Origin of the sequence: Agrobacterium vaccinii (genome assembly GCF_021310995.1) — a bacterium.
GTDB lineage: Bacteria > Pseudomonadota > Alphaproteobacteria > Rhizobiales > Rhizobiaceae > Agrobacterium > Agrobacterium vaccinii.
The window spans coordinates 927,265-952,361 of record NZ_CP054151.1 but is presented as its reverse complement, the minus strand read 5'-3'; the positions used below and the strand labels follow the sequence as shown (position 1 = coordinate 952,361).

Here is a 25,097-nt window from a genome sequence, read left to right as displayed (position 1 = left end):
TGCGACTGGCCATTCTCGGCCTTTCAGTTGCTTACGTTTGCAGCGCCGCGATGACCACGAAGTAGCTCAGCGCTATGAGGAGCAGCAGCGAAATCGAAGACGCAAGGATAACGCGCCCTCCGGCACTTGCCACTGTGCGAATATCGACCGACAGCCCAAGCCCTGCCATCGCGATAACCGTCAGTCCACTGGAGATCGTCAGCAAAATTGTTACCAGATCAAGCGGAATAAGACCAAGCGACCGCACGACAACGACAAGCATGAAGCCGATGATGAACCATGGCACGAGTTTACCGGAACTGGTCTTGCGACCTTCACGTCGGGCGGCCTTTCCCTGAAGAATGCCCAGCGTAAAAATCACCGGTCCGAGCATGAGGACACGCAGAAGTTTGATGACCGTACCCGTCTGAACCGCAACCAGACCCGCCGGTGCGGCAGCGGCCAGAACCTGCGGAACGGCATAGACCGTCATACCAGCGAGCGCGCCATATTGTGCAGCACCAAGGCCCGCATAAACATAGAGCAGGGGGAGAAGGAGGACGGAGGCGACGCCGAGAACGGCCGTGAAAGCCAGCGCCGAAGCGACCTCATCGGAATGGGCCTCGATGACAGGTGCAACCGCGACGATGGCCGAATTGCCGCAGATCGAGTTTCCGCAGGCGATGAGCATGGCCAGCCGGGGCGACAGGCCCAGCAGTCTGGCGACCGCGAAGCTGACATAGATCGACAGGGTGACGATAGCCGCGACCGAAATGATCAACGTCAGGCCCGCATCCCGGATCGTCGCGAAACTGATCGACGCGCCAAGGAGGACAATGGCGATTTCTAATAGTGTCTTGGAGCTGAAACCGATGCCGGGCTTCCACGATGAGCGTTCAGAAAAAAGGGTGCGGATGACGATGCCGATGATGATCGCAAACACCAGGGGTTCCAGCAGGCCCGCTCCAAAAAAGGAATGCTGTATGCGCGTAACAAGGTAAGCCACACCTGCGACAGCGGTGCAGATGGCAAGGCCCGGCAAGACCCGGCAGGATTGGAGAAAACTCATGATGGACTGTCTCTGCTAATATGTCATGACAGTTTTTTCATCTAATTTAATTTACTTCCATCGAATATAATTCTACGTTTCATTCGGAAAAACAGAACGATTTCCCATGACATTCGAACAACTCTCAGTTTTCGTCGCGGTCGCTGAACGTGAGCACCTCACGAAAGCCGCCGCTGCAATCCACTTGACGCCGTCCGCCGTCAGCGCGTCCATTCGCAACCTCGAACAGCACTACGGTGTCGAGCTGTTTCACAGGATCGGGCGACGCATCGAGCTGACTGCGGCAGGGCGTATCTTCCTCGATGAGGCCCGCAAGCTTCTGGCACGGTCGCGCTCGGTGGATCTTATTCTCAGCGAGCTTGGCGGCATGCAGCGCGGATCGCTCAATGTCTTCGCCAGCCAGACCATAGCCAGCTATTGGTTGCCGCCGCGCCTGATGGAATTTCACAACAGGTTTCCCGGCATAGAGTTGGGACTGACCATCGGCAACACGCGCACGGTGGCAGACGCAGTCATCAGCGGCGAAGCCGACATCGGCCTCGTGGAGGGCGAACTCGATGAGCCCGCGCTCGCGTCCTCCATCGTCGCCCGCGACGAACTCGTCGTTATCGTCGGCCCTTCGCACCCCTGGGCAGGCAAAAAGGCACTTGCAGTCGATGACATAAGGGAAGGTCACTGGGTCATGCGCGAGGTGGGATCCGGCACCCGCTCTGCCTTTGAGGACGCCTTGAACGATATGGGTATCAAGGTCGGCACGCTCAACACCGTGCTGGTCCTGCCATCGAATGAATCGATCCTCTGCGCGCTGCTGGCGGGCAGCGGCGCAGCTGCGGTTTCCCGCCTGGCCGCACAGCAATTCATCGAAAGTGGCCGCCTGTGCGAGGTCGATTTTCCCGCACCAGCCCGCGAATTTCGCCTTTTGAGGCACAAGGAACGTCACACCAGCAAGGCGGCCCTGACGCTGCTCGACATTTGCAACCAGAGCGGATGATCGAGAGTTGAAGTCGTCGCTTCAATGTACCGCGACGTCGTCTTCATCCGTGAGGAAACTGCGAATGCCGTCCTTTTCGCAGGTGGCAAGGAACTCTTCCCAGGCATCCTTGTCGGTTGCGAAAGGCTCTTCCCAAGTGGTAACGTCTTCCTCTTCGCTGACGACTTCCATGGTCCAGTCATTGTTGGTGTCCGCAGGCCGGAAGATATCGACGAGGACGGTGATGCCGTCATCTTCGAATTCACCGGAGAATTCGGAATGTTCCAGCTTTTGTTTTTTCGACATTGTCTTCTCCAGGTCTGCCACAGGACTGTAAATTCGCCGCAGATGAATAGTTATATGCTGCACAGTCGCAAATCTTGATGCCAGATTCATAACGAATGGGCCGCCAGTTTGGAAGGGATGCGAAACTTCAAAAGCTTATGCAACGGTAAGGCCCTGCAAGTCATTATAGCTTTCGGTGCCAAGATACCGCATTGCATTGTCCCGGACCCTGATCGTCTGCGGAAAAACTGGAAGATGAACATTGGCGAATGATAACACGGCGGATACCCGGTTGAGTGACAGCACCCTGCCCGTCGGTTTGGCAGACCGCCCTCGGCTCGAGTCACTGTACCAGACGCAGCTGATGGATAGCGGCGCCGAGGAACGGTTCGACCGATTGACACGGCTCGTGGCGAAGACGCTAAACGTCCCGGTGTGTCTTGTCTCGCTCGTCGATACCAACAGGCAGTTTTTCAAAAGCATTCACGGATTGCCCGAGCCCTGGAGAAGCGCGCGGGAAACGCCCCTCACCCACTCCTTCTGCCAGCACGTGGTGGAGCGCGCGTCACCTCTCGTGATCAATGATTCCGTGGTCGAGCCCCTGGTTTGCGACAATCTGGCGATCCCCGACCTCAGCGTTCATGCCTATCTGGGCATGCCATTGCTGGGTGCGGACGGGCATGTGCTGGGCTCGCTCTGTGCCATCGACACAAAGCCGCGCGTCTGGACGGAGCATGAGCAGGATATTCTCAGCGACTTTGCAAAGCTGGTCGAAGAGCAAATTGGCCTTCGGGCGCAGGTGGAGCAACTGGCGCGCTATGACGAGCAGCGTAGCCTTGTGCAGGGAGAACTTGCGCACCGTATCAAGAACGTCTTCTCGGTCATCTCGAGCCTTTTGCTGATTTCCTCACGAACGGAGAGCGATCTCGATACATTCGTGCGCAATGTCACGGGCCGCATTCAGGCACTAAGCGCTGCCAATGACTTCATCATCGGTGATGAGGAAGCTGGGGTGGCAAGACCCGATGGCCTCGCGGATCTGCTGAACGCATTGTTGTCTCCCTTCAAGCGGCACGACAACCAGATACTGCTCACCTGCACACCGGTTGCCATCGGCAATCGATGCAGCTCGTCACTTGCACTCGTCATCCACGAACTGGCGACGAATGCAGCGAAATACGGCGCGCTATCGTTACCGGAAGGCTATATCGAAGTCAGTTGTGAGCAGGACGATGAACGGCTGCGCATCGTGTGGCGCGAAATCGGTGGGCCACCGATCACTGATATCCCAACGCGAAAGGGCTTTGGCTCGCGCATGGTTGCCAGAACCATCGAGTCGCAGCTGTTTGGTCGGATAGAACGGGAGTTCGCGACAGAGGGACTAGTCGTGACCATCGATCTTCCACTGGACAGTGTCGGCTCGTAAACGGACGAACGGGTAGGACGTGAAGACGCGAAAGCCACTCATCCTCACCGCAAAGCTTGCCGACGACGACCTCGAACCCTTGGACCGTATGAGAAGGGCCCATTTTCCGCCCGACGGTAACGTCTTGCGGGCTCACCTCACCATGTTTCACCGTCTGCCCGGAGAGTATGTCGAGCGGATCTGCGAGCATCTGGCCGAGGTGGCAACTGGACATCAGGAGTTTTTGGCGCAGGTCGCTGGCATCCGTCATCTGGGTGCGGGCGTTGCTTTTACGATCTCAAGTCAGGAACTCTGGGATATCCGCGCTAGACTCAGGCTGGCATTTGCACCGTGGCTTGGCGGGCAGGATATGCAGAAATGGCAGCCGCATATTACCATACAAAACAAGGTGCCCAAGACGAAAGCAGACGAGCTTTATCAACAGCTACAGGCCAATTTTACGCAAACGGATGTGCGAATCATCGGGCTCGATCTTTGGCGATATCTGGATGGTCCGTGGGAGCATGCGTCTTTCACAGCATTTAATGGCGCTGTGTGAGAGACATATCTTCGGCAATTCCGCATCGAAATGCTTCGATCTGGTCTAAAACGCTTCAAATTGGTGCGTTCTCAGTGGCAAAGCTCACGCTCTGATACATTTGGTCACTTAATATGACTTCCTATTTCGTCCCCATAAGGGCATGTGATTATCAAAGCTCTGCGGAGCATACATAACAACTGATGTAACAAAGAGCTGAGACCATGGAAAATCCGCTTGCATTGAAGCAGCGTTCCCAAAACAGCCTTTTTCGCGAAGGCGATGTTTTCGTCCTCTTTGGCGAATTGTTTGGCCGCGGTTATGCGACTGGCCTTCTGGACGAAGCGCGCGCTGCTGGCATGGATATCGTCGGCATCACCGTTGGTCGCCGTGACGAGAACAACAATCTGCGCCCTTTGACTGCCGAAGAACTTTCTGAAGCCGAAGCACGGCTTGGTGGCAAGATCATCAATGTGCCGCTGATGGCCGGTTTCGATCTCGATGCGCCCGAAGGCGGCCCGACACCGACCGATCTCGTGGCGAAGATGTCGCTCGAAAGCTGGCAGACCGACAAGCTGGACTGGGACTACATCAAGCAATGTCGCGACCTGGCAACGGCGCGCTTCACTGGCGCACTGACCGACGTCATGTCCATTCTGGACGGCATGATCCCCGAGGGTCGCAACGTGCTGTTCGCCCACACCATGGCTGGCGGCATTCCCAAGGCCAAGGTGTTTCTGGCCGTTGCAAACCGCATCTACAAGGGTCGCGGCGCGCGCCACATGTGCTCGCAAACGCTGCTCGACAGCGATATGGGCAAGCTCATTCTTCAGAACTTCGATGAAGTTTCTGCCATCACTTTCCGTCATTTGATCGACCACAGCGCTGCCATCCGCAGCCGTGTCGAGGCGGGCGGAAACCAGGTGCGTTACACCGCCTATGGCTACCATGGCACGGCGATCCTGATCGACGGCGAGTATCGTTGGCAGACATACACCAACTACACGCAGGGCTATGCCAAGATGCGGTTGGAGAAGATTGCAGGCGAAGCATGGGCGGAAGGCGTGAAGGCCACCGTCTACAATTGCCCTGAAATCCGCACGAACTCCTCCGATGTCTTCACCGGCATCGAGCTTCCGCTGATCCCTCTGCTGCTGGCTCTCAAGAAAGAGAATGGTGGCGCTTGGGTGGACGAGCAGTGGCAGACCTGCCAGAACCTTCTGGCAGACGGCTTCACCATGGAAGACGTCTTGCAGAAGATCAAGGGCATGCAGGCGAGCGACGTCATGCGCCCGTTCTACGATTTTACCGCATGGCCAATGCCCAACAGTCAGGCTCAGGCCGATCTGACCATTGGCACCTCTAATGAAATTACCCAGATGCATCGTGACAACAAGGCGATGATCAGCGACGTGCTGAGCAGCCTCGTGGTCGAGGCAACCGGCCAGCTGATTTTCGGCAACTCGTCGAACCCAGCCGGTCCAGTGCAGTGGCTGAACCACGACATCGTCGCGCGTCAGTTGAACGCCAAGCGCGGACAGGCGACATCATCCGCAGCCGTGGCATCACCAACCGAGATGGCATAACGGCCAACAAATATCCTGAATTGAGTGGCGGTTTCGAAAGAGGCCGCCATTTTGCTTTTCTGAACCGTTCTCTCAATCGGGTCGCCGTGACCCGGCGGAACTTCGATGCACAGCTCCGCGTTTGCACTGCAACTGAACGCAGGGAGTGCCGAAATGAGCAAAGACGATAAAGCCAGAGATTCCGTCGAAGGCAAAGACAACAAGACGGCACCTGTGGTGGACAATCCACCCGCAGGACCCCATGCCAAGAGCCATCTGACAGATAAGAGCAAGACACCCGGTGCCGGATCGCTGCCGGAGGATGACGCCGATGATGTGAACCCCGGCTCTGGCTGATCTACAAAAACGACTTCAAAATAAAAGAAAGCCTGCCGAGGATCAACAACGGCAGGCTTTTTATCGTTTGACTGCTGCGAAGAGTTTCTTACCAGCAGCAAAAACCGCCATCCACCAAGAGATCGACGCCCGTCACGAAACTTGCCGCATCCGACAGCAAGAAGATGGCAGGGCCAACCATCTCATCGACATTGGCCATGCGCTGCATCGGCGTCTGCTCTTCGAAAAGCTTGGTCTGATGCACCATTTCCGGGCGTGTGTTCATCGGCGTTGCCGTGTAGCCGGGAGAGATGGTGTTGACGCGCAAGCCTTTGCCGACCCATTCCATGGCCATGGATTTGGACATGTGGATGACGCCCGCCTTCGACGCGTTGTAATGGCACTGCATCAGCCCGCGATTGACGATGACACCGGACATGGAGGCAATGTTGACGATGGCGCCGCGACCATGTTTCAACATGGCTTGCGCCTCGGCCTGGCAGGAGAGGAACACGCCCTTCAGGTTGATGTCCATCATCGTCTGGAACTGGCTTTCCTCCAGCTCCTCTGCCGGATTGGCATTGGCGATACCGGCAGCATTGACGGCGAGCGACAGAGCACCAAGCTCGGCTTCGGTCCGGGCGACGGCATCGGTGAGCGCCTGTTTGCTGGTCACGTCTGCTGCGATCTGGATGGACTTGCGGCCAGCCTTGGCAATGAAATCGGCCGTCTGCGCCAAACCATCATCCGTGCGGCGATCAAGCAGTGCGACGTCTGCGCCAGCCTGCGCAAGACCCATGGCGATGCGCTGACCGATACCCGACCCGGCACCGGTAACGAGAGCGATCTGGCCCGAGAGATCGAAGAGTTTCGGCGCGTTGAGCGTGATGTTGGACATGGATAGTTCCTTCTTCAGATAGTCGCCAGTTCCATGACCGAAACATCATTGGCTTCGTCACGGTTGAGAATACCGGCCTGATTTCCTTGGGCGAGAACGAGAATGCGGCTGGAAACGCCCAGCACTTCCTCGAGATCGGAGCTGACGACGATGACCGCTACGCCCTGCTTTGCCAGCCCGACGATGATATCGTAAATGCCCGCGCGCGCGCCGACATCGATGCCGCGTGTCGGCTCATCCAGCACCACGACGCGCGGGTTGCGCGCCAGCCACTTGGCGATCACCACCTTCTGCTGGTTGCCACCGGACAGGTCTGATGCGGGCTGATCGCTCTTGCCTTTGACGCCGAATTTGGCGATGGCCGCATTGGCAAAGCGGCGCTTGACGCCGGGCGTTATCCAGCCCGTACCGAGCAGATCCAGATTGGCGTAGATGATGTTCTCGCCAATTTCATGCTCGACAACGATCCCCTGCATTTTGCGATCTTCCGGCACCATGGCGATGCCCTGATCGATTGCGTCAGATGGTGACTTGAGGTTGAGCGGCTTGCCATCGAGCAATATCTGTCCTGCCGATATCGCATCTGCTCCGGCAATCGTTCGCACCAGTTCCGTGCGACCAGCACCGATAAGGCCTGCAATGCCGAGAATTTCGCCGGCGCGGACATTGAAGCTGACATTGCGGAACGCGTTGTTCGCCCCCGTCAGTCCCTTCACCTCCAGCACGACCTTGTCCTGTGCTTCCGGCAAAGTCGGGAACAGACGCTCCAGCGAGCGACCCACCATGCTTTCCACGATGGTCCGAACCGGTGTGGCACTGTCGGCAAATTCATTGACGCGTTCGCCATCGCGCAGAACAACGATACGATCGGTGATCTGTCTGATCTCTTCCATGCGGTGGGAAATGTAGATAATGCCGACGCCTTCAGCGCGTAGCTTGCGCACCTGCTCGAACAGGGCCTGCGTTTCCGCCCCGCCAAGGGCTGCCGTCGGTTCATCCAGAATGAGCAGTTTTGCGTTGAGTGCCAGCGCTTTGGCGATTTCGATTAGCTGCTGGTTCGCAGTCGAGAGACCGGCGACTTTGCGGGTGGCGGGGATGTGGAGATTGAGCCGCGCAAGCTGCTCCTGCGCCCGTCGCACCATTTCAGCGCGGTCGACCCTGCCGTTTTTCATCGGCCAGCGACCGATAAAGACGTTTTCGGCAATGGATAGTTCGGGAAGAAGTTTCAGTTCCTGATGGATCAGCACCACGCCCTTGTCGATGGCTTCGCGTGGCGATGCCGGAGCATAGGGCTGGCCGAGCCACGTCATCGTGCCCTGCGACGGTTCGCGCGATCCGGCGATGATACCGGAGAGCGTCGATTTACCCGCCCCGTTTTCACCGAGCAGCGCGACGACCTCACCCGCATAGACATCGAGATCGACGTTCTTCAAAACCTCGAGCGGACCATAGCGTTTGCTGATGCCACGGAGCGAAAGAACCGGCTCACGCATGACGAAGAACCTCCCAGAGCGTCAAGAGACGAGCCACATGGCCCGAAGAAATCGGGTGCCGCCACTGTGGCGGCACCCGAGGAGTGATCAGGGATGGTTAGAGATGAAGCCTGCAACATTTTCCTTGGTGGTCAGGGTCGCATCCAGCAACTGAACCGGCGGAACCTTCTCGCCACCAACGATCTTCACAGCCATTTCAACAGCAGTGCGGCCCATCTTCTGGGTCTGCTGTGTCGCGGTGACGTCAAACACGCCGTTCTTCAACGCTTCGAGTGCTGCCGTATCGCCATCGAAACCGCCAACGACGATCTTCTGCGATGGGTTGCCGACCTTGATCGCCTGTGCCGCGCCGAGTGCAAGGCCGTCAGCCTGCGCAAAGACGATGGAAACGTCAGGGTTGGCCTGAAGCAGGTTCTGCATGATCTGGAAGCCTTCGTCCTGGCTCCACATGTTGGACCACTGCTCCGCAACCACCTTCACGTCGGGGTTTGCCTTCACGGATTCCATACAACCCTTTGTGCGGTCCACTTCCGGTGTGGTGCCCTTCTGGCCATGGATCATGACCATCTTGCCCTTACCGCCAGCCTGCTTGATGATGTAGTCACAAACGGATTTGGCGGATGCAACGGAATCGGTCGCAAGGAACGTGTCACCCGGCGCGCCATCGGCATTGCGGTCGATGTTGATGACGGGAACGCCAGCGGCCTTGGCCAGCTTGACCGGAACGGTCGCGGCAGCGGCACCGGCTGGAATGTAGATCAGGGCATCGATATTCTGGGTCAGAAGATCCTGGATCTGGTTGACCTGCGTGGGGCCGTCACCCTTGGCATCCACGGTCACGACAGAAATGCCGCGCGTCTTGGCTTCCGCCTCGACGGACTGCTTGATCTGGTTGAAGAAGTTTGCCTGAAGATTGGCGACAGCAAGGCCGATCTTCTTCACTTCAGCGGCGTTGGCCGTGCCGAGAGAAAGGGCGAGTGCTGCGGATGCCATCAGAATGCGCGAAAATTTCATGTCTTTTCCTCCGGGTTTTGATTTTGGCCTTCGGGAGACAGTGCCTCCTCCCCTCCAGCCTGTTTTACCCTCCCTCTTCAAGGGAGATGGTTCTGTCTAGGCGCAGCGCGCTGCCCCTGAATTGAAAATCATGCCTTCTTGCGGCGCAGGGTTTCCGCACCGACCGCCAGTACGATGACGATGCCGATGATGACCTGCTGCAAGAAAGGCGAAACGTTGAGAAGGTTGAGGCCATTGCGAAGCACGCCGATGATGAGGACGCCGATCAGCGTGCCGCCAATGCCGCCAGCGCCACCCGAAAGGGATGTTCCGCCGATGACGACAGCCGCGATCGTATCGAGCTCATAGCCAAAGCCGCTCGATGGCTGCACAGAATCCAGACGCGCCGCCAGAACGATACCGGCAAGACCTGCCAGAACCGCGCAGATGACATAGACGCAGATGGTGACGAGCTGCACGTTGATACCGGCCAGACGTGCCACTTCCGCATTGCCGCCCACGGCATAAACCGTGCGGCCTTCGGAACGATAGCGCAGGAAGGCCCAGGAAATGGCAACGACGACCAGCATCAGAAGGACGGTCGCGGTGAGCACACCGAAGTGGCGGTCGATTGCCAGCATCATAAACCAGTCGGGAAAGCCGACGATCTGCTGGCCATCGGTGATCATATTGGCAACGCCGCGCGCAACCGACATCATGGCAAGCGTGGCGATGAAGGCGGGCACCCGGAACATCGTCACCAGAATGCCAACGACGAGACCGCAAACGCCGGACGCCAGCAGCGCCAGAACGATTGCAGCACCCATGGGCATTCCGGCAACATTGGCCGTCCAGCCCATGATCATCATGGACAGCGCCAGCACGGAACCGACCGAAAGATCGATACCACCGAGCAGAATGACGAAGGTCATGCCGATGGCCATAATGCCGAGAACAGTGATCTGATCGAGAATATTTAGACCGTTGCGCAGCGACAGGAAGTTTTCACTGGCGAAAGACAGAAACACGCATAGCAGCAACAGCCCTACAAGTGGCCCCGTCGCGCCGCTTAGCCATGCGAGCGGATTTCTGGTCTGGACGTTTGCGTCCTTGCGCTCCAACACAGTCATGGCTCCTCCCGAAACGTCTACACGCTAGAACTTTTAAACCGATTAGAATATTTATTCACTACCGGTGTAAAATGCATAAAGCAGATTTAATGTGCTTGTCAATAGAGCCAGTAAGCCACCAATCTGTATTATGAATGGAAACAGAAAACACTTTTGCGGCTTGACAGACCCCCTCCATCTGCAATTATATAGCGATATGTATAAATATTCACTCGTGCATCTTGATGAGGATTTCATGGAGCCCAAAGAATTAGAGCGCGTTGCCCGCCAGATCCGTCTGCGCGATGTGCAAGCCGTTTTTGAAGCTGGCGCTGGTCATGTGGGCGGTGAGATGTCTGCCATCGATGTTATGACGGCACTCTATTTTCGCGTTTTGCGGATCTGGCCGGATGATCCGAAGAACCCGGCCCGCGACCGCTTCGTGCTGTCGAAGGGCCATACGGCCTGCGCGCTTTACGTGACGCTTGCCAAGCGCGGTTTCATTCCTGAAGACGAGATTTCCACCTTCCTTCAGCCCAATTCGCGCCTCAACGGTCACCCGAACTGCAACAAGGTACCGGGTGTCGAAACCAATACCGGCCCGCTCGGCCACGGCCTCCCGGTGGCGGTGGGCATGGCCAAGGCTGCGAAGCTTTCCGGTGCCGATTACCATACCTATGTCATGACCGGAGACGGCGAAATGCAGGAAGGCTCCAACTGGGAGGCCATCATGGCCGCCGCCCAGTTCGGCCTCAACAATCTGACGCTGATCATCGATCACAATCGGTTCCAGCAGGGTGCGGCCCTCTCCGATACCAACGACATCGCGCCGCTTCGCCCGAAGCTGGAGGCATTTGGCTGGGACGTGAGCGAGATCAATGGCAACGACATGGCCGAGGTCGTTCCTGCGCTCGAACATCGCAGCGACCGTCCGCACTGCATCGTGGCACATACCAACAAGGGTCACGGCATTTCCTTCATGCAGGACCGGGTGGATTGGCATCACAAGGTTCCGAGCAAGGAACAGTATGAACTCGCAGTCAAAGAACTCTCGGAGGCCCTATAATGAACGCGCCCGTATCCGCCCCCAAACTCTACGACTGCCGTGACGCCTTTGCCGAAACCATCGAAGCACTGGCCGCTGCCGATCCTCGGGTCGTTGCCGTCTGCAACGATTCCGTTGGCTCCTCCAAGCTCGGTGGCTTCAAGACGAAATTCCCGGAACGTCTGATCAATGTCGGCATCGCCGAACAAAACATGGTCGGCGTTGGCGCCGGTCTTGCCAATGGCGGGCAATTGCCGTTCGTGTGCGGCGCATCCTGCTTTCTGACCGGTCGTGCGCTGGAACAGATCAAGGCCGACCTTGCCTATTCCAACGCCAATGTGAAGCTAATCGGCATATCCTCCGGTATGGCCTATGGCGAACTTGGCCCAACGCACCATTCCATCGAGGATTTTGCCTGGACCCGCGTGCTGCCCAATCTGCCGGTCATCGCACCCTGCGACCGCATAGAAACCGCAGCGGCCATCAAGTGGGCGGCAGACTATGCCGGGCCTTGCTTCCTGCGCCTCTCGCGCGTTGGCGTGCCGGATTTGCTGCCGGAAGGTCACGTCTTTGAAGTCGGCAAAGCCAATCTCCTGCGCGAAGGCACGGATCTTACGCTGATCGCCAACGGCACGCTGACCCACCGTATCGTCAAGGCCGCCGATATTCTGGCGTCGCGCGGCATCAAGGCGCGCGTTCTGAACATGGCGACGGTTCGCCCCATCGATGAGGCGGCAATCATTGCCGCCGCTAATGAAACGGGCGCGATCCTGACGGCTGAAGAACATTCCATCTTCGGCGGGCTGGGTTCAGCCGTTGCCGAAGTCGTCGTCGATCACGCACCTGTGCCGATGAAGCGTCTCGGCGTTCCCGGCGTCTTTGCCCATACCGGCTCGGCTGAATGGCTGCTGGATGAATTCGGCATGGCACCAGAAGCGATTGCGGATGCGGCGCAGGCCCTGGTCAAGAGAAAATAAGCCTTCCTCTCAGCCGCTCATGTCTCCCTCGGGGGGCGTGGGCGGTACCCTTTTCTATCCTTATCGTTTGCGCGGCTCTTGGATTCGCCAGAATAACCCGGCAAGGGTCACGCAGAGATCATTATCCGGGAAGAGAACACAGCGATGCGCGCCATCCTCTCCGTCGATCAGGGAACGACAAATTCCAAGGCCATTCTTGTTTCCGAAACAGGCTCCATTCTGGCCAGAGGATCATCCCCCGTCGGCATCGCCTATCCGCGACCCGGCTGGGTGGAACAGGAACCGACGCGCATCTGGGCTTCGGTCTGCGAAGCCATCGACGCCTGCCTGAAAGCTGTAACAGGTGACATCTCGGTTGAAGCCATTGCCATTTCCAACCAGCGCGAATCCGTTACCATCTGGGATGCCGAAACCGGGGAACCGCTCGGGCCTGTCCTGAGTTGGCAATGCCGCCGCACCGCCAGCGAATGTGCAGACCTCATCGAAAAAGGCCATTCGGAACGCGTAATGGCGCTGACCGGACTGCCCATCGACCCGATGTTCCCCGGTGCGAAAATGCGCTGGCTGCTGGATCGCTCACCAAAGGGGCGCAAGGTCCGACTTGGCACGATCGATAGCTGGCTGATCCATTGTTTCACCGGTGGGAAGGTTCACGCCTGTGACGCATCCAACGCAGCGCGCAGTCAGGCGCTCGATCTCAACAAACAGGTCTGGAGCGAGGAGCTTTGCGCGCTGTTCGGCATCGACATGGATGCCTTGCCGCAGGTGCGGGACAGCAGCGGCGATTTCGGTGTCACGAAGAATGTACCCGGCATCAAGGACGGCACGCCGATCCTTGCAGCCATCGGCGACAGTCATGCCGCCCTGTTCGGTCACGGAGCCTTTAATCCCGGCGATGGCAAAGTGACGTTCGGCACCGGTTCGTCGGTGATGACGACGCTGCCGCATTTCATTGCACCGAAACAGGGTATCACCACCACCGTCGCATGGCAGCTAGGTGGGCAGCCGACCTTTGCCTTCGAAGGCAATATCCTCGTCTCTGCTGCCTCGCTTCCCTGGATGGTCGAAATACTCGGCCTGCCGGATGTTGCGGCATTGGTGGAACTGGCCTCGACGGCGGCACCTGGCGGGCCGGGCTTCGTTCCCGCCTTTGTCGGCCTCGGTGCGCCCTATTGGAATTCCGACAGCCGCGCGCTGTTTTCCCAGATCAACTTCTCTACTACCCGCGCCCAGATGGCGCGCGCCGTTACCGATTCCATTGCATTCCAGGTGCACGATGTCTTTGCCGCCATGGGCGCGCAATCACCGACGGGCTTTGGACGCCTGTTCGTGGATGGCGGCCCGAGCCAGAACCGTTTTCTGATGCAATGCGTGGCAGACCTGCTGGAGCATCCGATCATTCAGCGGGATGCACCCGAGGCATCTGCATTGGGTGCCGCTTACCTTGCCGGTCTGGCGCTTGGCATGTGGCCCGATATGGAGGCCGTGGCAAAGCTCAATTCCAGCGGAAACGAGATTACGCCAGCGACATCGAACCGAAATGAGAAGCTCGCAACATGGAAGGATGCAATTGCCCGCTCGACCTTGAGAATCCGGTCCGCTAATAGTGAATAAAAATTCACGCTGGAGGGACCATGGGTAGGATCAACGAGCTTCGCCTGATATCGCGTGTCGCGCAGATGTATTACAGCGAGCACAAGCGGCAGGCTGAAATTGCCGAGCACCTTCATTTGTCGCAGGCAACCGTTTCGCGCATGCTGAAACGCGCCGAGGCCGAAGGCATTATCCGCACCACCATCATTCCTCCCGTGGGCACATTCAATGATCTGGAGACCAGACTACGTGAACGCTTCGACCTACCGGAAGCCATCGTAGTGGATTGCAGCGAAGACCGTGACGGCGCGATCATGGCGCGCATAGGCGAGGCTGCCGCCCACTTTCTGGAAGTGACGCTCTCGCAGAACGAAATCATCGGCGTTTCCAGCTGGAGCCAGACGATCTTCAAGATGGTGGAGAACATCCATCCTCTGAAAGGTGCCAAGGCGAAATATATCGTTCAGACGCTGGGCGGCATGGGCGACCCTTCCGTTCAGACCCATGCAACTCAGATCACCACGCGGCTGGCGCGTCTGACCGAGGGTGAACCCAAGCTGCTACCTGTTCCGGGCGTGTCGACCTCGCGTGAGGCCAAGCTTCTGATGCTCGCAGATCCCTTCGTGCGCGAGACGATCGACCTGTTCGGCTCCATCACGCTTGCCATCGTCGGCGTTGGCGCCGTCGAGCCATCGGAACTGCTGGCACGCTCGGGCAACATTTTCTCGACCAAGGAACTGGCCGATCTGGCGCAGGCCGGTGCCGTCGGCGATATTTCTCTGCGCTTTTTCGACAAGGAAGGCAGACCGGTCAAGACGCCGCTCGACGACCGGGTCATCGGCCTTCCGCTTGAAAATCTATCCAATGTCGACCGCGTGATTGCGCTGGCGGGCGGTGCCAAGAAAACCGAAGCCATTGCGGGCGCGCTGAGAACCGGCGTGATCGACGTGCTGGTGACCGATAAATTCACGGCCGAACGTTTGGTCGGCCCATAGCAAGACACAGTTTCCTGGAGGAGGAGAAATGAAACGCTTCGAAGGTCAGTCCGTATTCGTCAGCGGTGGTAACAAGGGCATCGGTTACGGCATCGCCCGTCGCTTTGCAGAGGAAGGCGCCAAGGTTGCAATCGCTGCGGTCGAGAAGGACACAGCCGAGATCGCAGCACGGCTTGCCGAAGAAACCGGTGCCCAGACATTCGGTGTGACACTGGATGTGCGTGATGCTGCCGCCGTTCGCGAGGCGTACGGTGCGGCGGAAGCCGCCATCGGGGCGCTGTCGGTCTCTGTCCAGAATGCGGGTGTCATTACGATTTCCAAGGTCGAGGAACTCAGCGAAGACCAGTGGGACCTTAACATGGAGGTCAACACGAAGGGCGCTTTCCTTTGCTGCCAGGAGGCTATCCGCCGTTTCCGCGCCAGCGGCATCAAGGGACGTCTGATCAACACCGCCTCCGGTCAGGCCCGCCAGGGCTTTATCTACACACCACATTATGCCGCCTCGAAATTTGGCGTCATCGGCCTCACGCAAAGCCTTGCCAAGGAACTCGCGCCCGAGGGCATCACCGCCAATGCCATCTGCCCCGGCATCATCCACACCGAAATGTGGGATTATAACGACCGCGTCTGGGGCAAGATGCTGGGCGATTACCAGCCCGGTGAACTGATGGCCGAATGGGTGCGAAATATCCCCATGCGCCGCGCCGGTACGCCTGCGGAAGTCGCGGCATTGGTCGCCTTCCTCGCCTCCGAAGACGCCGCCTACATCACCGGCCAGACCATCAACATCGATGGCGGGCTAATCATGTCCTGATGGTGGTGTTTTCGCGCTCGAATGTAAAAGTCCTGGTCCGACAAGACCTTCTCGTAGCCGGTGACAAATCATGAGCGCCCGGATCAAGGCCTCCACCACTTAACCGTGTATGAGGCCGACTTTCGCTGGTTAAACATCTTTACGCTTTGTCGGAATTTCTTTCGAAAGCGGCGTCGCTCAACCGGATTATTCCTGATAAGCTTGCTGAAATCACGCATCAGCGAGCTCAATTGTTAAATAAATCAATAGCCGGTCCTCATTACAGGACCCAGAGACAGCATTTCCAACATCTTCAGTTCGTCTGTCGGGTGGCACTCCCGGTGGGCGTTTTTGTCAGCGGCATCTGGGTGCTGATCTTTGCGGCCATGCAGAACTGGCCACTGGTGCTCCTCGAGTTCGCGCTTTTTGCCACGATTTCCGCTGGGTGGATGGCGGCGTTGCGGGGATATATTTCGCAAGGAATGCTCGTTTCCCAGCTCGCCTGCGTCCTGTTCATCGTCATCTATTCCTTGATGTTCGACGTGCCGAGCGACGCAGCACCTCGTGTCGCGCATATCTACCTGCTGATCATCGCGCTTGCCGGTTTCGTCAACCACCAGCTGGATCCCAGCCGGTTTCAGCTCGGCATAATCCTGACATCCATCGCCTGCTTCGTTCTCTTTTCCGCCTGCGCGATGCACTATGATTTTGCGACGCCGCTGCCGGACTCCATCAGGTCCGTGACCGCATGGGTGCATGCAGGCGTTTCGGCTTCTCTACTCTGTGGCGGTATTTTGCTGATCCAACGCAAGCTGGGTCCCGATAGCCGCTATGCGAGAGAGTTGCGCATGGCATTGCTCAAGGACCAGTTCGAGCTCTTCTTCCAGCCACAGGTGGATGGCGCGGGGCAGTTGGTGGGAGCGGAAGCCCTGCTGCGCTGGCGCCACCCCCGCCTCGGTTACGTACCGCCGGACGAATTCATTCCCGTTGCCGAACGCGCAGGCCTGATGCCGCAACTGGGCGGCTGGGTTCTGGATCGTGGCATCGAAACCTTGGCGGCCTGGCGCAACCAGCCTGAAACGAGAGACCTCGTCCTTTCCGTCAATGTCAGTCCCGACCAGCTTTTTCGGGAAAATTTCGTTTCCCATGTCATTTCCTCACTGGCCGCGTCTTCGGTACCGCCGCGCGCGCTGAAGCTGGAATTGACCGAAACGATGTTCGTTGCCGAGGTCGATGAACTCATCAGCAAGATCAAGGCACTGGAAAAGCACGGCATCGGCATTGCGCTCGATGACTTCGGAACCGGCTATTCTTCATTGAGCTACCTGCAAAGGCTACCGCTGAAACAACTGAAGATCGATCGCAGCTTCGTGCGTGCCATCAGCACCCAGCGTGGTGCGAGACTGGCACGCAACATCTGCCAGATGGGCCACGATCTCGGCCTCGACATCCTGGCAGAAGGAATCGAGACCGAGGAGCAGTACCGGTTCATGCTGGGTTGCGGTTGCAGCGCGTTTCAGGGCTTTTATTTTGGCAGACCGGTGGCACTCGACGTCTTCAAGGAACGCTTCTTCGGCTGAAACAAACTTTAGAGCGTTTCCACGTCTTTCTGAATCGGGTTTGATTCCCAAATCAGTTCTGATGTGATTCACTGATGTTGGCTGGATGGAGGCCAGCATCTGATGACCGCACCGATATCAAATGATCTTCGTGAACGTGTTGTCGCAGCCGTGTCGAGCGGCGAAAGCGTCCGTGCCGTTGCAGCGCGCTTTGATGTGGCCGCGTCTTCGGTGGTGAAATGGTCTCAGCGCCATCGTGCGACCGGATCGGTTCGTCCAGGCAAGATGGGTGGTTACCGCAAGCGCATCCTGGAGCCACATCGCAGCTTCATTGCCGAACGGCTCGCTCAGAATCCACACCTGACACTGCATGGACTGAAGGCCGAACTTGCCTTGCGAGGCATCGCCGTCTCCCACAATACGATTTGGAAATTCATCCGCAGCGAGGGGCTGCGCTTTAAAAAAAACGCTGTTCGCCCTTGAACAGGCGCGTGCCGATGTCGCCCGTAGAAGAGAGCGATGGAAGACCTTACAGCATCACCTCGATCCTGAACGGCTGGTCTTCATTGATGAGACCTGGATCAAGACCAACATGACACCCATCAAGGGCTGGGGACCCAAAGGCAAGCGACTGCGTGCGTTTGCGCCGCATGGGCACTGGCGTACGCTGACATTCCTCGGTGCATTGAGAAAGGATCGGTTGGCAGCACCTTGTGTCTTCGACGGACCGATCAACGGTCAGTGCTTTCGTGCCTATGTCGAACAGCAGTTGGTTCCGGTTCTCAAGCCAGGCGACATCGTCGTCATGGACAATCTTGGCAGCCACAAATCCGCGGCAGTCCGTCAGGCGATCACGGCTGCCGGTGCTCGGCTATGGTTCCTGCCACCCTACTCGCCGGACCTCAATCCAATCGAACAGGCCTTCTCGAAGATAAAGCACTGGATGCGCAACGCACAGAAGCGCAGCATCGAAGATACCTGGCGGCATATTGGCGGGCTGGTCGAAACGATCCGACCCGACGAATGCGCAAACTACATCAGAAATGCAGGATATGGTTCCGTCAAAAGGTGAAGCGCTCTAGAGGTGACGGTAGGCGCGCTTGAAATAGACCAGCGCTTCCTCGCCTTCACCAATGACCGTGTCCATGACATCGCAGATCAGAATATCGTGGGTGCCGCCATCATGGATGGTGCGGATGCGGCAATCGAACGAGCAGAGCGCGCCCTCGAGAAGGGGCGCTCCGGTTTCAAGCGTGCTCCACTCCCCGGCTGCAAAACGCTGATCGATCGGCGTCTTGCCGCCAAAAAGGCTGCTCAACTGCTCCTGATCGGCTGCCAGCGTGTTGATGCAGACGACACCGTTTCCAGCGACATATCTGTGAGCAGACGAGTTGCGGTTCAGACAAACCAGCAGAGTCGGTGGATTATCTGAGACGCTGCACACGGCAGTCGCGGCAAAACCGGCCCTGCCTTCTGGGCCATCGGTCGTGACGATGTTGACCGCGCCAGCCAATTGGGCCATGGCGTTACGATAGTCCAGGCTGCGCTGTTCGGCAGTCTTCGTCTCCATTTCGGTATCCTTATCGAGAGACAGCCTCTGCATCTAAACGACCTTTCCTAACAACTCATCAAACCAACTGGCAGGCATCTTCAAAGGGAAGACGGGGAAGGCGACCAAACAGTTTCGATGCATCGCCATATCCCAGATTGATCAGGAAATTGGACTTCCATGTCGTGCCAGCGAAAAACGCCTCATCCACCTTCGTCTTGTCGAAACCCGACATGGCCCCGGTATCGAGCCCCAGCGCTCGTGCTGCCAGAATGAGATATCCCGCCTGAAGCGTGGCGTTGCGAAACGCCGTCTCCTCGGCCATGGCGGGGCTGGATGTGAACCACGATTTTGCATCGGCGTGCGGGAACAGCGTCGGAAGCTTCTCGTAAAACTCCGCGTCGATGGCGGCAATCACCGTCACCGGGGCCGTCATGGTCTTTTCGAGATTGCCTGATGACAGCGCTGGTCTCAGCTTTTCCTTCGCATCGGCAGAGCGAATGAAAACGAACCGCCCCGGCGAGCAATTGGCCGATGTCGGTCCCATCTTGGTCAGGTCGTAGAGGTCGCGCAAAAGCGCATCCGCGACCGGCTTGTCAGTCCAGCCATTATGGGTGCGGGCTTCTGTGAAAAGTGTTGAAAGTGCCTGTTCATCAAGGGGCATGGAGTATCGTCCTATTCAGTTCGGCTTTGAGGCGAGCAAAAATGTCTCGAGCCGGGTGTTAAAAAGAGTGGCATCGGTCACGTTGACCGCATGGGCGCCCCCATCGAAAAGGACGAGTTGCGCGTTCGGCAAACCCTCCGCAAGCCGGAGTGAACGGGAGTATGGTACAAGAAGATCGTCCTTGGCGGCGATGACCAGTGTTGCGTTCTCGATGTCTGCAAGTCTGTCATCCACATCGAACGCTCTCAGTGCCGCAATCCGACGCAAAACATTGTCCTTGCCCTGAAAATGACTGACGCCGTGGGCGTCATCCCTGGCAAGCCGTTCGGCATTGTCGGACATCCACTGAGCCGGGTAAAGAAACAGCGGTTGAGCCTTCACGAATGCTTCGACACCTGAGTTTTCCAGGAGGGAGATCCGGGTATCGAAACACCTGCCGGAATGGGCGTCCGCCTTGCTCCAAGCATTGACGAGGACCAGTCTATCGATGAGGCCGGGTTTGCGAAGGGCGATATCCAGCCCGATCAACCCACCCAGCGCATGGCCCATAAAGTGGAATGCTTCGAGGTTCAGCACCTTCGCAATCTCGATGACATCATCCGCCATGGCGGTTATGCCGCCGGACTGCGGGACTTCTCCACCTGTTCTGCCGGTGCCATGATGATCATAGACCACCACGCGAAAATGCCGTTGCAGCATGTCCATCTGGGGTGCCCAATAGGAGCCGGAACCGCCCAGCCCCGATGACAGCAGGATGGTTTGCGCATCGGCTTCATCACGACCCTGAACTTCGAAATAGATCATTGCGCCATCCAGCCGTTATGTGCCGATATGGGCGACGGTTGCGATCTCCACCAGCGCGTCCGGCTTGACCAGACCGCACAGGATGCAATAGCGCGCCGGCTTGTCACCGGGAAAATACTCGGAATAGACGGTATTGACCGCCTGATAATTTGCCCAGTCGGTGATGAAGATGTGGTTCATGGTCACGTCATCCATGGTGCCGCCAGCGGTTTCGATGACGGATTTGATGGTTTCCAGCACATGCCGGGTCTGGGCGGCAGCGTCTCCCACATGCACGACGTCGTTGTTCTTGTCGAACGGCAGAGTGCCAGACACGTATACGACGCCATCGGCCAGTGTTCCCGGTGAAAATGGCGCGATTGGTTTGGATGTGCCTTCAGGAACGATAATTTTCTTCGGCATTGTCGTGTTCTCCTCTTTGATCGGGTCGGGTTATTCGTGCAACGGTGCGGCTTGGGAAATCACGGCGCAGAAGTCATTGACCGTAGCGACCCAACCGAAGAATTTCTCGACGTTATAGACGGTTGCCTGCTGAATGAAGTCAGGGCCAAGATGGTGCGTCGCGTCTTCCAGCATCACGCCGAAATATTCGAGATGGAAGGCATCCCGCAGTGAGCTTTCCACGCAGACATTCGTCGCAATGCCGACGAAAACAAGGTTGCGAATACCCCTCGCCCGCAAAACGCTGTCCATATTGGTGTTGAAGAAACCGCTATAGCGGGTTTTCGGCACCAGAATGTCGCCGGGCTGGGGTTGCAGCTCATCGACGATGGCATAATCCCATGTGCCCTTGGCCAGCAGTTTCCCCTGCAATTCCGGTCGTGCCCGCATGGTCTTCAAGGCATTGGACTTGTGCCAGTTGGGAGAACCAGGTCCCCCTGCCTCGACATAATCCTTATCCCAGCCATTCTGAAAATAGATGACCTGCACACCGGCCGCACGGGCAGCCGACAGCGTCTTGCCGATATTGGCGATAGTCGATTTCGCACCCGAGATATCGAACCCGGCCAGATCGACATAGCCGCCTTCGGTCGAATAGGCGTTTTGCATATCCACCACGACAACGGCGGTCTCGCTCGGTTTTAGAGAAATCGGCTCTGGCCGGGCGGGCAGAGTGACGCTTTCGGTGCGGCTCTTCGGCGGTGTGTAACCGGCAACCAAGGTATCGCTCATTCGGCTGCCTCCAGCGCCGCGGTGACATGGGCGCGGCTCTTCATCAAGGGCTGTACGAATTTGCCGAATTTTTCGATACCTTCGACAAAGTCATCGAAAGTCAGCATAACGCCACCGGTACCCGGCACTTCGCTCATTTCGTCCAGCATCGCGGCCACTTCCTCGTAGGAGCCGATCAGCGTTCCCATGTTGATGTTGACGGCGGAAACCGGGTTGGACATGTGCCTGACATTGGTATCCGATCCAGATTTCGTATCGACGGAGCTCTGAAGGCCCAGCCATTTGATGGCCTCCTGGTCGGCACCGGCCTTGTAGTGTTCCCACTTTGCCCAGGCGTCCTCGGACTTTTCTTCGGCCAGCACCATCGTCAACACACAGGACCGCACATCGCGACCGGTCTTTTCGGTGGCGGCGAGAAGACGTTCGTTTGTGGGTGCAAAGGCTTTCGGCGTGTTCACACCCACACCAAAGCAAAAGCCATAATCTGCAAATTTCGCCGAGAACGCAAGACCCTTATCCGACGAACCAGCACAGATCAGCTTGACATTGCCCTCGGGCACCGGCTTCATCCGGCAGTCGTCCATGGTGAAATACTTGCCCTTCAAGTCCGATTGCCCTGTCGTCAAAAGCTCTTGAAGCACGGTGGTATATTCACTCAGATATTCGTATCGATCGCCGAAATAATCATCGCCCGGCCACAGGCCCATCTGGCTGTATTCCGGTCTCTGCCAGCCGGTAATGAGGTTGATCCCGAAACGACCGCCCGAAATGGAATCGATGGTGGTTGCCATGCGCGCGACGATGGCCGGTGGCATGACGAGCGTGGCAGTGGTGCCGAAAAGCTTGATTTTCGATGTGACCGCCGCGAGCCCGGCCATCAGCGTGAAGGATTCGAGATTGTAATCCCAGAACTCCGTCTTGCCACCAAAGCCGCGAAGCTTGATCATGGACAGGGCAAAATCGAACCCGTATTTCTCGGCTGCAAGCGTGATCTGCTTGTTAAGCTCGAAGGTGGGCTTGTATTGCGGCGCATTTTCAGAGAGCAGCCAACCGTTGTTCCCGATCGGTATGAAAACACCTACTTCCATTGCATTCTCCAGTTCTTGTTCCCGTGTGAACTTTTGAGAGATCAAATGCAGTTTCTGTGCCAGTTCGTGATGCCTATTGAAATCAATAGGTTAGTCTTTCTCTGTATGTTTATTTTTATCAAATGATAAATTTTTTATCGGATGATAAATCTTTTGCCTGTTTTCTTAGCAGGTGGTCGTGGTCGATGTTAATTTTGAGGCAGAGTGTCGAGTCTGGACTGCGACGCAGACCAGACTACTTCATGTTTTGCCAGATGTCACATAGAGCACTGCCGGTATCTTCAGGCAGAGGTGACAGACGCGTCCTGATGCGTAGGTGGAAATTGCATTGCGATAGCTCTGACTTCATCGGCCCAAGCATGGCGGGCTTCCGCTGTGGTCAGATTGTGATCGGCGTTTTCGATGAAGGCGATACGCGGATTGCCATATCGGCACGTCAACAGGCGACCGCGCGGTCCGAAATTGGTTTCGAGCATCGCTGCACCAATGTCGCCTTCCGTAAAGACGATGGACATGCGCGTATCATTGGCGGCTATCGCATTGAAATCCTGCGAAAGGGCATGAAACCGTGGTGACAGAAAAGGAAAACGCACCATAATGGGCGTTGTGAAGGAAATGGCCTTGCCCATCACCATGGCCCAGAGATTGACGATACCGTTCCTGACCCTGACTTCGCCGCGCAGCACCTTGCGCCAGAAGCTGCCGCGCAACAATTTGGCACCGTAGCTTGCCAAGGGCTGGCGCGATGAGATCAGCAGCGCTTCCACATCTGCATCAGGTGGAATGTAAAAGTCGAAAACATTGACCGGGACGACACCGCTGAAGCGCATGTCCCGCACGCCACTTTTAAAAGCGGCCCATCCGCCGCTGCACCGCCCGGTCACCACCACGGGAAACAGCTTCTTTTCCGTCAGAAACTCCATCGCGGCATCAACATCCGCAAGCTGCCCGTCGCCATAGATGATCTGCTCCGGGCGACCGGGAACGGCAGGGCTGTCAGCAATATTGGCCATGTCGAAGCGCAGGCTTGCAACACCCGTGCGCGCCAGATCCCGGCACAAGCGAACGGATATGCGCCCCCAGCCGGACGCACGCTCATAACCGGTCGGCAAAACCAGCACTGTTGCACCCTTGCGCGGTCCACGCGGCTCGCACAACACACCGTAGAGACGGTTGCCCTCACCAAACCGAACAGGGGTTTCCGTAAAACACTCGGCTTCGAGGGCTGTGGAGCCATGCTCTTGTAAATGGGTAGGAACGGCGGCCGGAATGCGCTGCGTCAGACCGGCAGCCCACTTTGCGATGACATCGATAGAGGCCGTCGGCGGTACGGAAAAGAGAACATCCCGGATGAACCGTTCGTAGCCCTCAAAGGTCTGGGCCTGAACATTGACGCCAAGTGTGTGCAAATGCTCGGCAAACGTCGCATCCGCCGGGCGGTTCTCCTGCTGCAGCATCAGAATGTTGGCGGCGGGCGCCTTCTGCGCATCGGTGATCTTCAGCAGTTTTAGCCCTGACGTCACCGCCTTTGGTATGACCTGCTCGCCCATGGTTGGCCCGGAGGCCGAATTTCCCGTCAGTATGGCGCCCTGATTGGCAATGCGGCTCAACGCCACGAATTCTCGCAGCCAGTGACGCCCGGAAAGAGCCGGTGCCGCAAGCGCCACACCCGCGACATCTTCCATGGTTTCCGCCACGCGCCACGCCATCGCACCACCGATCCCGTGGCCAATCAACAGCAATCTCTTGACACCAGCCAGTTCTCGCAGTGTCCGCGCCGCGGCCCTGACAGTATCAAGCCAGACTTCCAAACCATCAGCATAATCGGGATGGTCGAGCGCATCGCCAGTACCGGGATAGTCGAAACGCAAGCTGGCCATGCCGCGCTTGGAGAGTTCGACAGCCAGCTGCTGCCAGAATTTTCGGGCGCAAAGTTCCTCGAACCCCCAGGAGCCCACGAACAGAACAGCCGTATCTGCAGCCCACGCCGTGCCTTCATTCCGGGAAAGATCAGGAAGCGTCAATGCATCGGCAGGCCGGAAAAGACCGATCGTATCTGCAAAAACGACCGGATAGTCGGCGGCGATCTGCGCGCTTTTATCATTCGCTTTTGGCAGGTTGAAACCGGCATTCATGTCCCACCCTCCAATGGATGTCTCAAGCAACTGTCATGCACCATGCCGTATTCACGTTAATCAATGCTTGATATGTACTTCG

Annotated in this window: 25 protein-coding genes; 12 read left to right on the top strand and 13 right to left on the bottom strand. The window is 57.5% G+C overall.

Features of this window, described 5'->3' with window-relative positions; all coding sequences use genetic code 11:
- Window positions 1–31: 31 nt before the first annotated feature.
- Window positions 32–1,048, bottom strand: coding sequence for a YeiH family protein (locus HRR99_RS19475; RefSeq protein ID WP_233124496.1), 1,017 nt, complete (start codon window positions 1,046–1,048; stop codon window positions 32–34).
- Window positions 1,049–1,154: 106 nt separating this feature from the next.
- Between HRR99_RS19475 and HRR99_RS19470 the strand changes: the two genes are divergently transcribed.
- Window positions 1,155–2,039: a LysR substrate-binding domain-containing protein gene (locus HRR99_RS19470; RefSeq protein ID WP_233124495.1), complete on the top strand. Its 885-nt coding sequence runs from the start codon at window positions 1,155–1,157 to the stop codon at window positions 2,037–2,039.
- Between the two features lie 21 nt (window positions 2,040–2,060).
- Here the strand turns inward: HRR99_RS19470 and HRR99_RS19465 are convergent, their stop codons facing one another.
- Window positions 2,061–2,324, bottom strand: coding sequence for a hypothetical protein (locus HRR99_RS19465; RefSeq protein WP_112497989.1), 264 nt, complete (start codon window positions 2,322–2,324; stop codon window positions 2,061–2,063).
- 271 nt (window positions 2,325–2,595) lie between these two features.
- Between HRR99_RS19465 and HRR99_RS19460 the strand changes: the two genes are divergently transcribed.
- The 4 genes from HRR99_RS19460 (at window position 2,596) to HRR99_RS19445 (ending at window position 6,168) form a co-directional block, all read left to right on the top strand.
- Window positions 2,596–3,729 carry a GAF domain-containing protein gene (locus tag HRR99_RS19460; protein ID WP_233124494.1) on the top strand — a complete coding sequence of 378 codons (1,134 nt, stop codon included), beginning with the start codon at window positions 2,596–2,598 and terminating at the stop codon, window positions 3,727–3,729.
- Window positions 3,730–3,748: 19 nt separating this feature from the next.
- The gene (locus HRR99_RS19455; protein ID WP_233124493.1) at window positions 3,749–4,267 is read left to right on the top strand and encodes a 2'-5' RNA ligase family protein; all 519 of its coding nucleotides are present in this window, start codon (window positions 3,749–3,751) and stop codon (window positions 4,265–4,267) included.
- A 203-nt stretch (window positions 4,268–4,470) separates the two neighbouring features.
- Complete coding sequence (locus HRR99_RS19450; protein WP_233124492.1) at window positions 4,471–5,832, top strand: enoyl ACP reductase FabMG family protein; 1,362 nt, start codon at window positions 4,471–4,473, stop codon at window positions 5,830–5,832.
- A gap of 153 nt (window positions 5,833–5,985) precedes the next feature.
- Entirely contained in the window at window positions 5,986–6,168 is a 183-nt protein-coding gene (locus HRR99_RS19445; protein ID WP_233124491.1) for a hypothetical protein, read from the top strand.
- Between the two features lie 88 nt (window positions 6,169–6,256).
- Here HRR99_RS19445 and HRR99_RS19440 read toward each other — a convergent pair whose 3' ends face one another.
- The 4 genes from HRR99_RS19440 to HRR99_RS19425 all read right to left on the bottom strand — a co-directional run bounded on the left by HRR99_RS19440 (window position 6,257) and on the right by HRR99_RS19425 (window position 10,661).
- A complete protein-coding gene (locus HRR99_RS19440) occupies window positions 6,257–7,045 on the bottom strand; it encodes an SDR family oxidoreductase (RefSeq protein ID WP_233124490.1) in 789 nt (262 codons plus the stop codon).
- Between the two features lie 14 nt (window positions 7,046–7,059).
- Complete coding sequence (locus HRR99_RS19435) at window positions 7,060–8,538, bottom strand: sugar ABC transporter ATP-binding protein (protein ID WP_233124489.1); 1,479 nt, start codon at window positions 8,536–8,538, stop codon at window positions 7,060–7,062.
- Between the two features lie 87 nt (window positions 8,539–8,625).
- The gene (locus tag HRR99_RS19430) at window positions 8,626–9,552 is read right to left on the bottom strand and encodes a sugar ABC transporter substrate-binding protein (RefSeq protein WP_112497994.1); all 927 of its coding nucleotides are present in this window, start codon (window positions 9,550–9,552) and stop codon (window positions 8,626–8,628) included.
- Between the two features lie 128 nt (window positions 9,553–9,680).
- Window positions 9,681–10,661, bottom strand: a complete 981-nt coding sequence (locus HRR99_RS19425) for an ABC transporter permease (protein WP_233124488.1) — start codon at window positions 10,659–10,661, stop codon at window positions 9,681–9,683.
- Between the two features lie 235 nt (window positions 10,662–10,896).
- On the opposite strand from HRR99_RS19425, the gene HRR99_RS19420 reads away from it, so the two are divergent.
- The 7 genes from HRR99_RS19420 to HRR99_RS19390 all read left to right on the top strand — a co-directional run bounded on the left by HRR99_RS19420 (window position 10,897) and on the right by HRR99_RS19390 (window position 18,674).
- Entirely contained in the window at window positions 10,897–11,706 is an 810-nt protein-coding gene (locus tag HRR99_RS19420) for a transketolase (RefSeq protein WP_233124487.1), read from the top strand.
- A complete protein-coding gene (locus tag HRR99_RS19415; protein WP_233124486.1) occupies window positions 11,706–12,662 on the top strand; it encodes a transketolase family protein in 957 nt (318 codons plus the stop codon). Before HRR99_RS19420 ends, HRR99_RS19415 begins: the two co-directional genes overlap by 1 nt.
- Window positions 12,663–12,806: 144 nt before the next feature.
- Entirely contained in the window at window positions 12,807–14,276 is a 1,470-nt protein-coding gene (locus tag HRR99_RS19410) for an FGGY family carbohydrate kinase (RefSeq protein ID WP_233124485.1), read from the top strand.
- A 20-nt stretch (window positions 14,277–14,296) separates the two neighbouring features.
- Window positions 14,297–15,250 carry a sugar-binding transcriptional regulator gene (locus HRR99_RS19405; protein ID WP_162694442.1) on the top strand — a complete coding sequence of 318 codons (954 nt, stop codon included), beginning with the start codon at window positions 14,297–14,299 and terminating at the stop codon, window positions 15,248–15,250.
- Between the two features lie 28 nt (window positions 15,251–15,278).
- Window positions 15,279–16,064, top strand: a complete 786-nt coding sequence (locus HRR99_RS19400; protein ID WP_233124484.1) for an SDR family oxidoreductase — start codon at window positions 15,279–15,281, stop codon at window positions 16,062–16,064.
- 320 nt (window positions 16,065–16,384) lie between these two features.
- Window positions 16,385–17,623 (top strand): putative bifunctional diguanylate cyclase/phosphodiesterase, encoded by a 1,239-nt coding sequence (locus HRR99_RS19395; RefSeq protein WP_233124483.1) that lies wholly within the window; start codon window positions 16,385–16,387, stop codon window positions 17,621–17,623.
- A gap of 102 nt (window positions 17,624–17,725) precedes the next feature.
- Window positions 17,726–18,674 (top strand): IS630 family transposase gene (locus HRR99_RS19390; RefSeq protein ID WP_233124482.1). Its coding sequence is split into 2 segments (ribosomal slippage): window positions 17,726–18,061 and window positions 18,063–18,674, totalling 948 coding nucleotides; the frame shifts between segments, so codons are not numbered across the junction.
- Window positions 18,675–18,680: 6 nt separating this feature from the next.
- On the opposite strand, the gene HRR99_RS19385 is transcribed toward HRR99_RS19390, so the two are convergent.
- The 7 genes from HRR99_RS19385 to HRR99_RS19355 all read right to left on the bottom strand — a co-directional run bounded on the left by HRR99_RS19385 (window position 18,681) and on the right by HRR99_RS19355 (window position 25,015).
- Window positions 18,681–19,205: a flavin reductase gene (locus HRR99_RS19385; RefSeq protein WP_233124481.1), complete on the bottom strand. Its 525-nt coding sequence runs from the start codon at window positions 19,203–19,205 to the stop codon at window positions 18,681–18,683.
- Window positions 19,206–19,230: 25 nt separating this feature from the next.
- A complete protein-coding gene (locus tag HRR99_RS19380; RefSeq protein WP_233124480.1) occupies window positions 19,231–19,815 on the bottom strand; it encodes a malonic semialdehyde reductase in 585 nt (194 codons plus the stop codon).
- A gap of 15 nt (window positions 19,816–19,830) precedes the next feature.
- Entirely contained in the window at window positions 19,831–20,619 is a 789-nt protein-coding gene (rutD, locus tag HRR99_RS19375; RefSeq protein WP_233124479.1) for a pyrimidine utilization protein D, read from the bottom strand.
- 15 nt (window positions 20,620–20,634) lie between these two features.
- Window positions 20,635–21,021 (bottom strand): pyrimidine utilization protein C, encoded by a 387-nt coding sequence (gene rutC / locus HRR99_RS19370; protein ID WP_233124478.1) that lies wholly within the window; start codon window positions 21,019–21,021, stop codon window positions 20,635–20,637.
- Window positions 21,022–21,051: 30 nt separating this feature from the next.
- Window positions 21,052–21,792, bottom strand: a complete 741-nt coding sequence (rutB, locus tag HRR99_RS19365; protein WP_233124477.1) for a pyrimidine utilization protein B — start codon at window positions 21,790–21,792, stop codon at window positions 21,052–21,054.
- Window positions 21,789–22,880, bottom strand: coding sequence for a pyrimidine utilization protein A (gene rutA, locus HRR99_RS19360; protein ID WP_233124476.1), 1,092 nt, complete (start codon window positions 22,878–22,880; stop codon window positions 21,789–21,791). Before rutA ends, rutB begins: the two co-directional genes overlap by 4 nt.
- Window positions 22,881–23,161: 281 nt before the next feature.
- On the bottom strand, window positions 23,162–25,015 hold the full coding sequence (locus HRR99_RS19355; RefSeq protein ID WP_233124475.1) for an alpha/beta fold hydrolase: 1,854 nt from the start codon (window positions 25,013–25,015) through the stop codon (window positions 23,162–23,164).
- Window positions 25,016–25,097 lie beyond the last annotated feature (82 nt).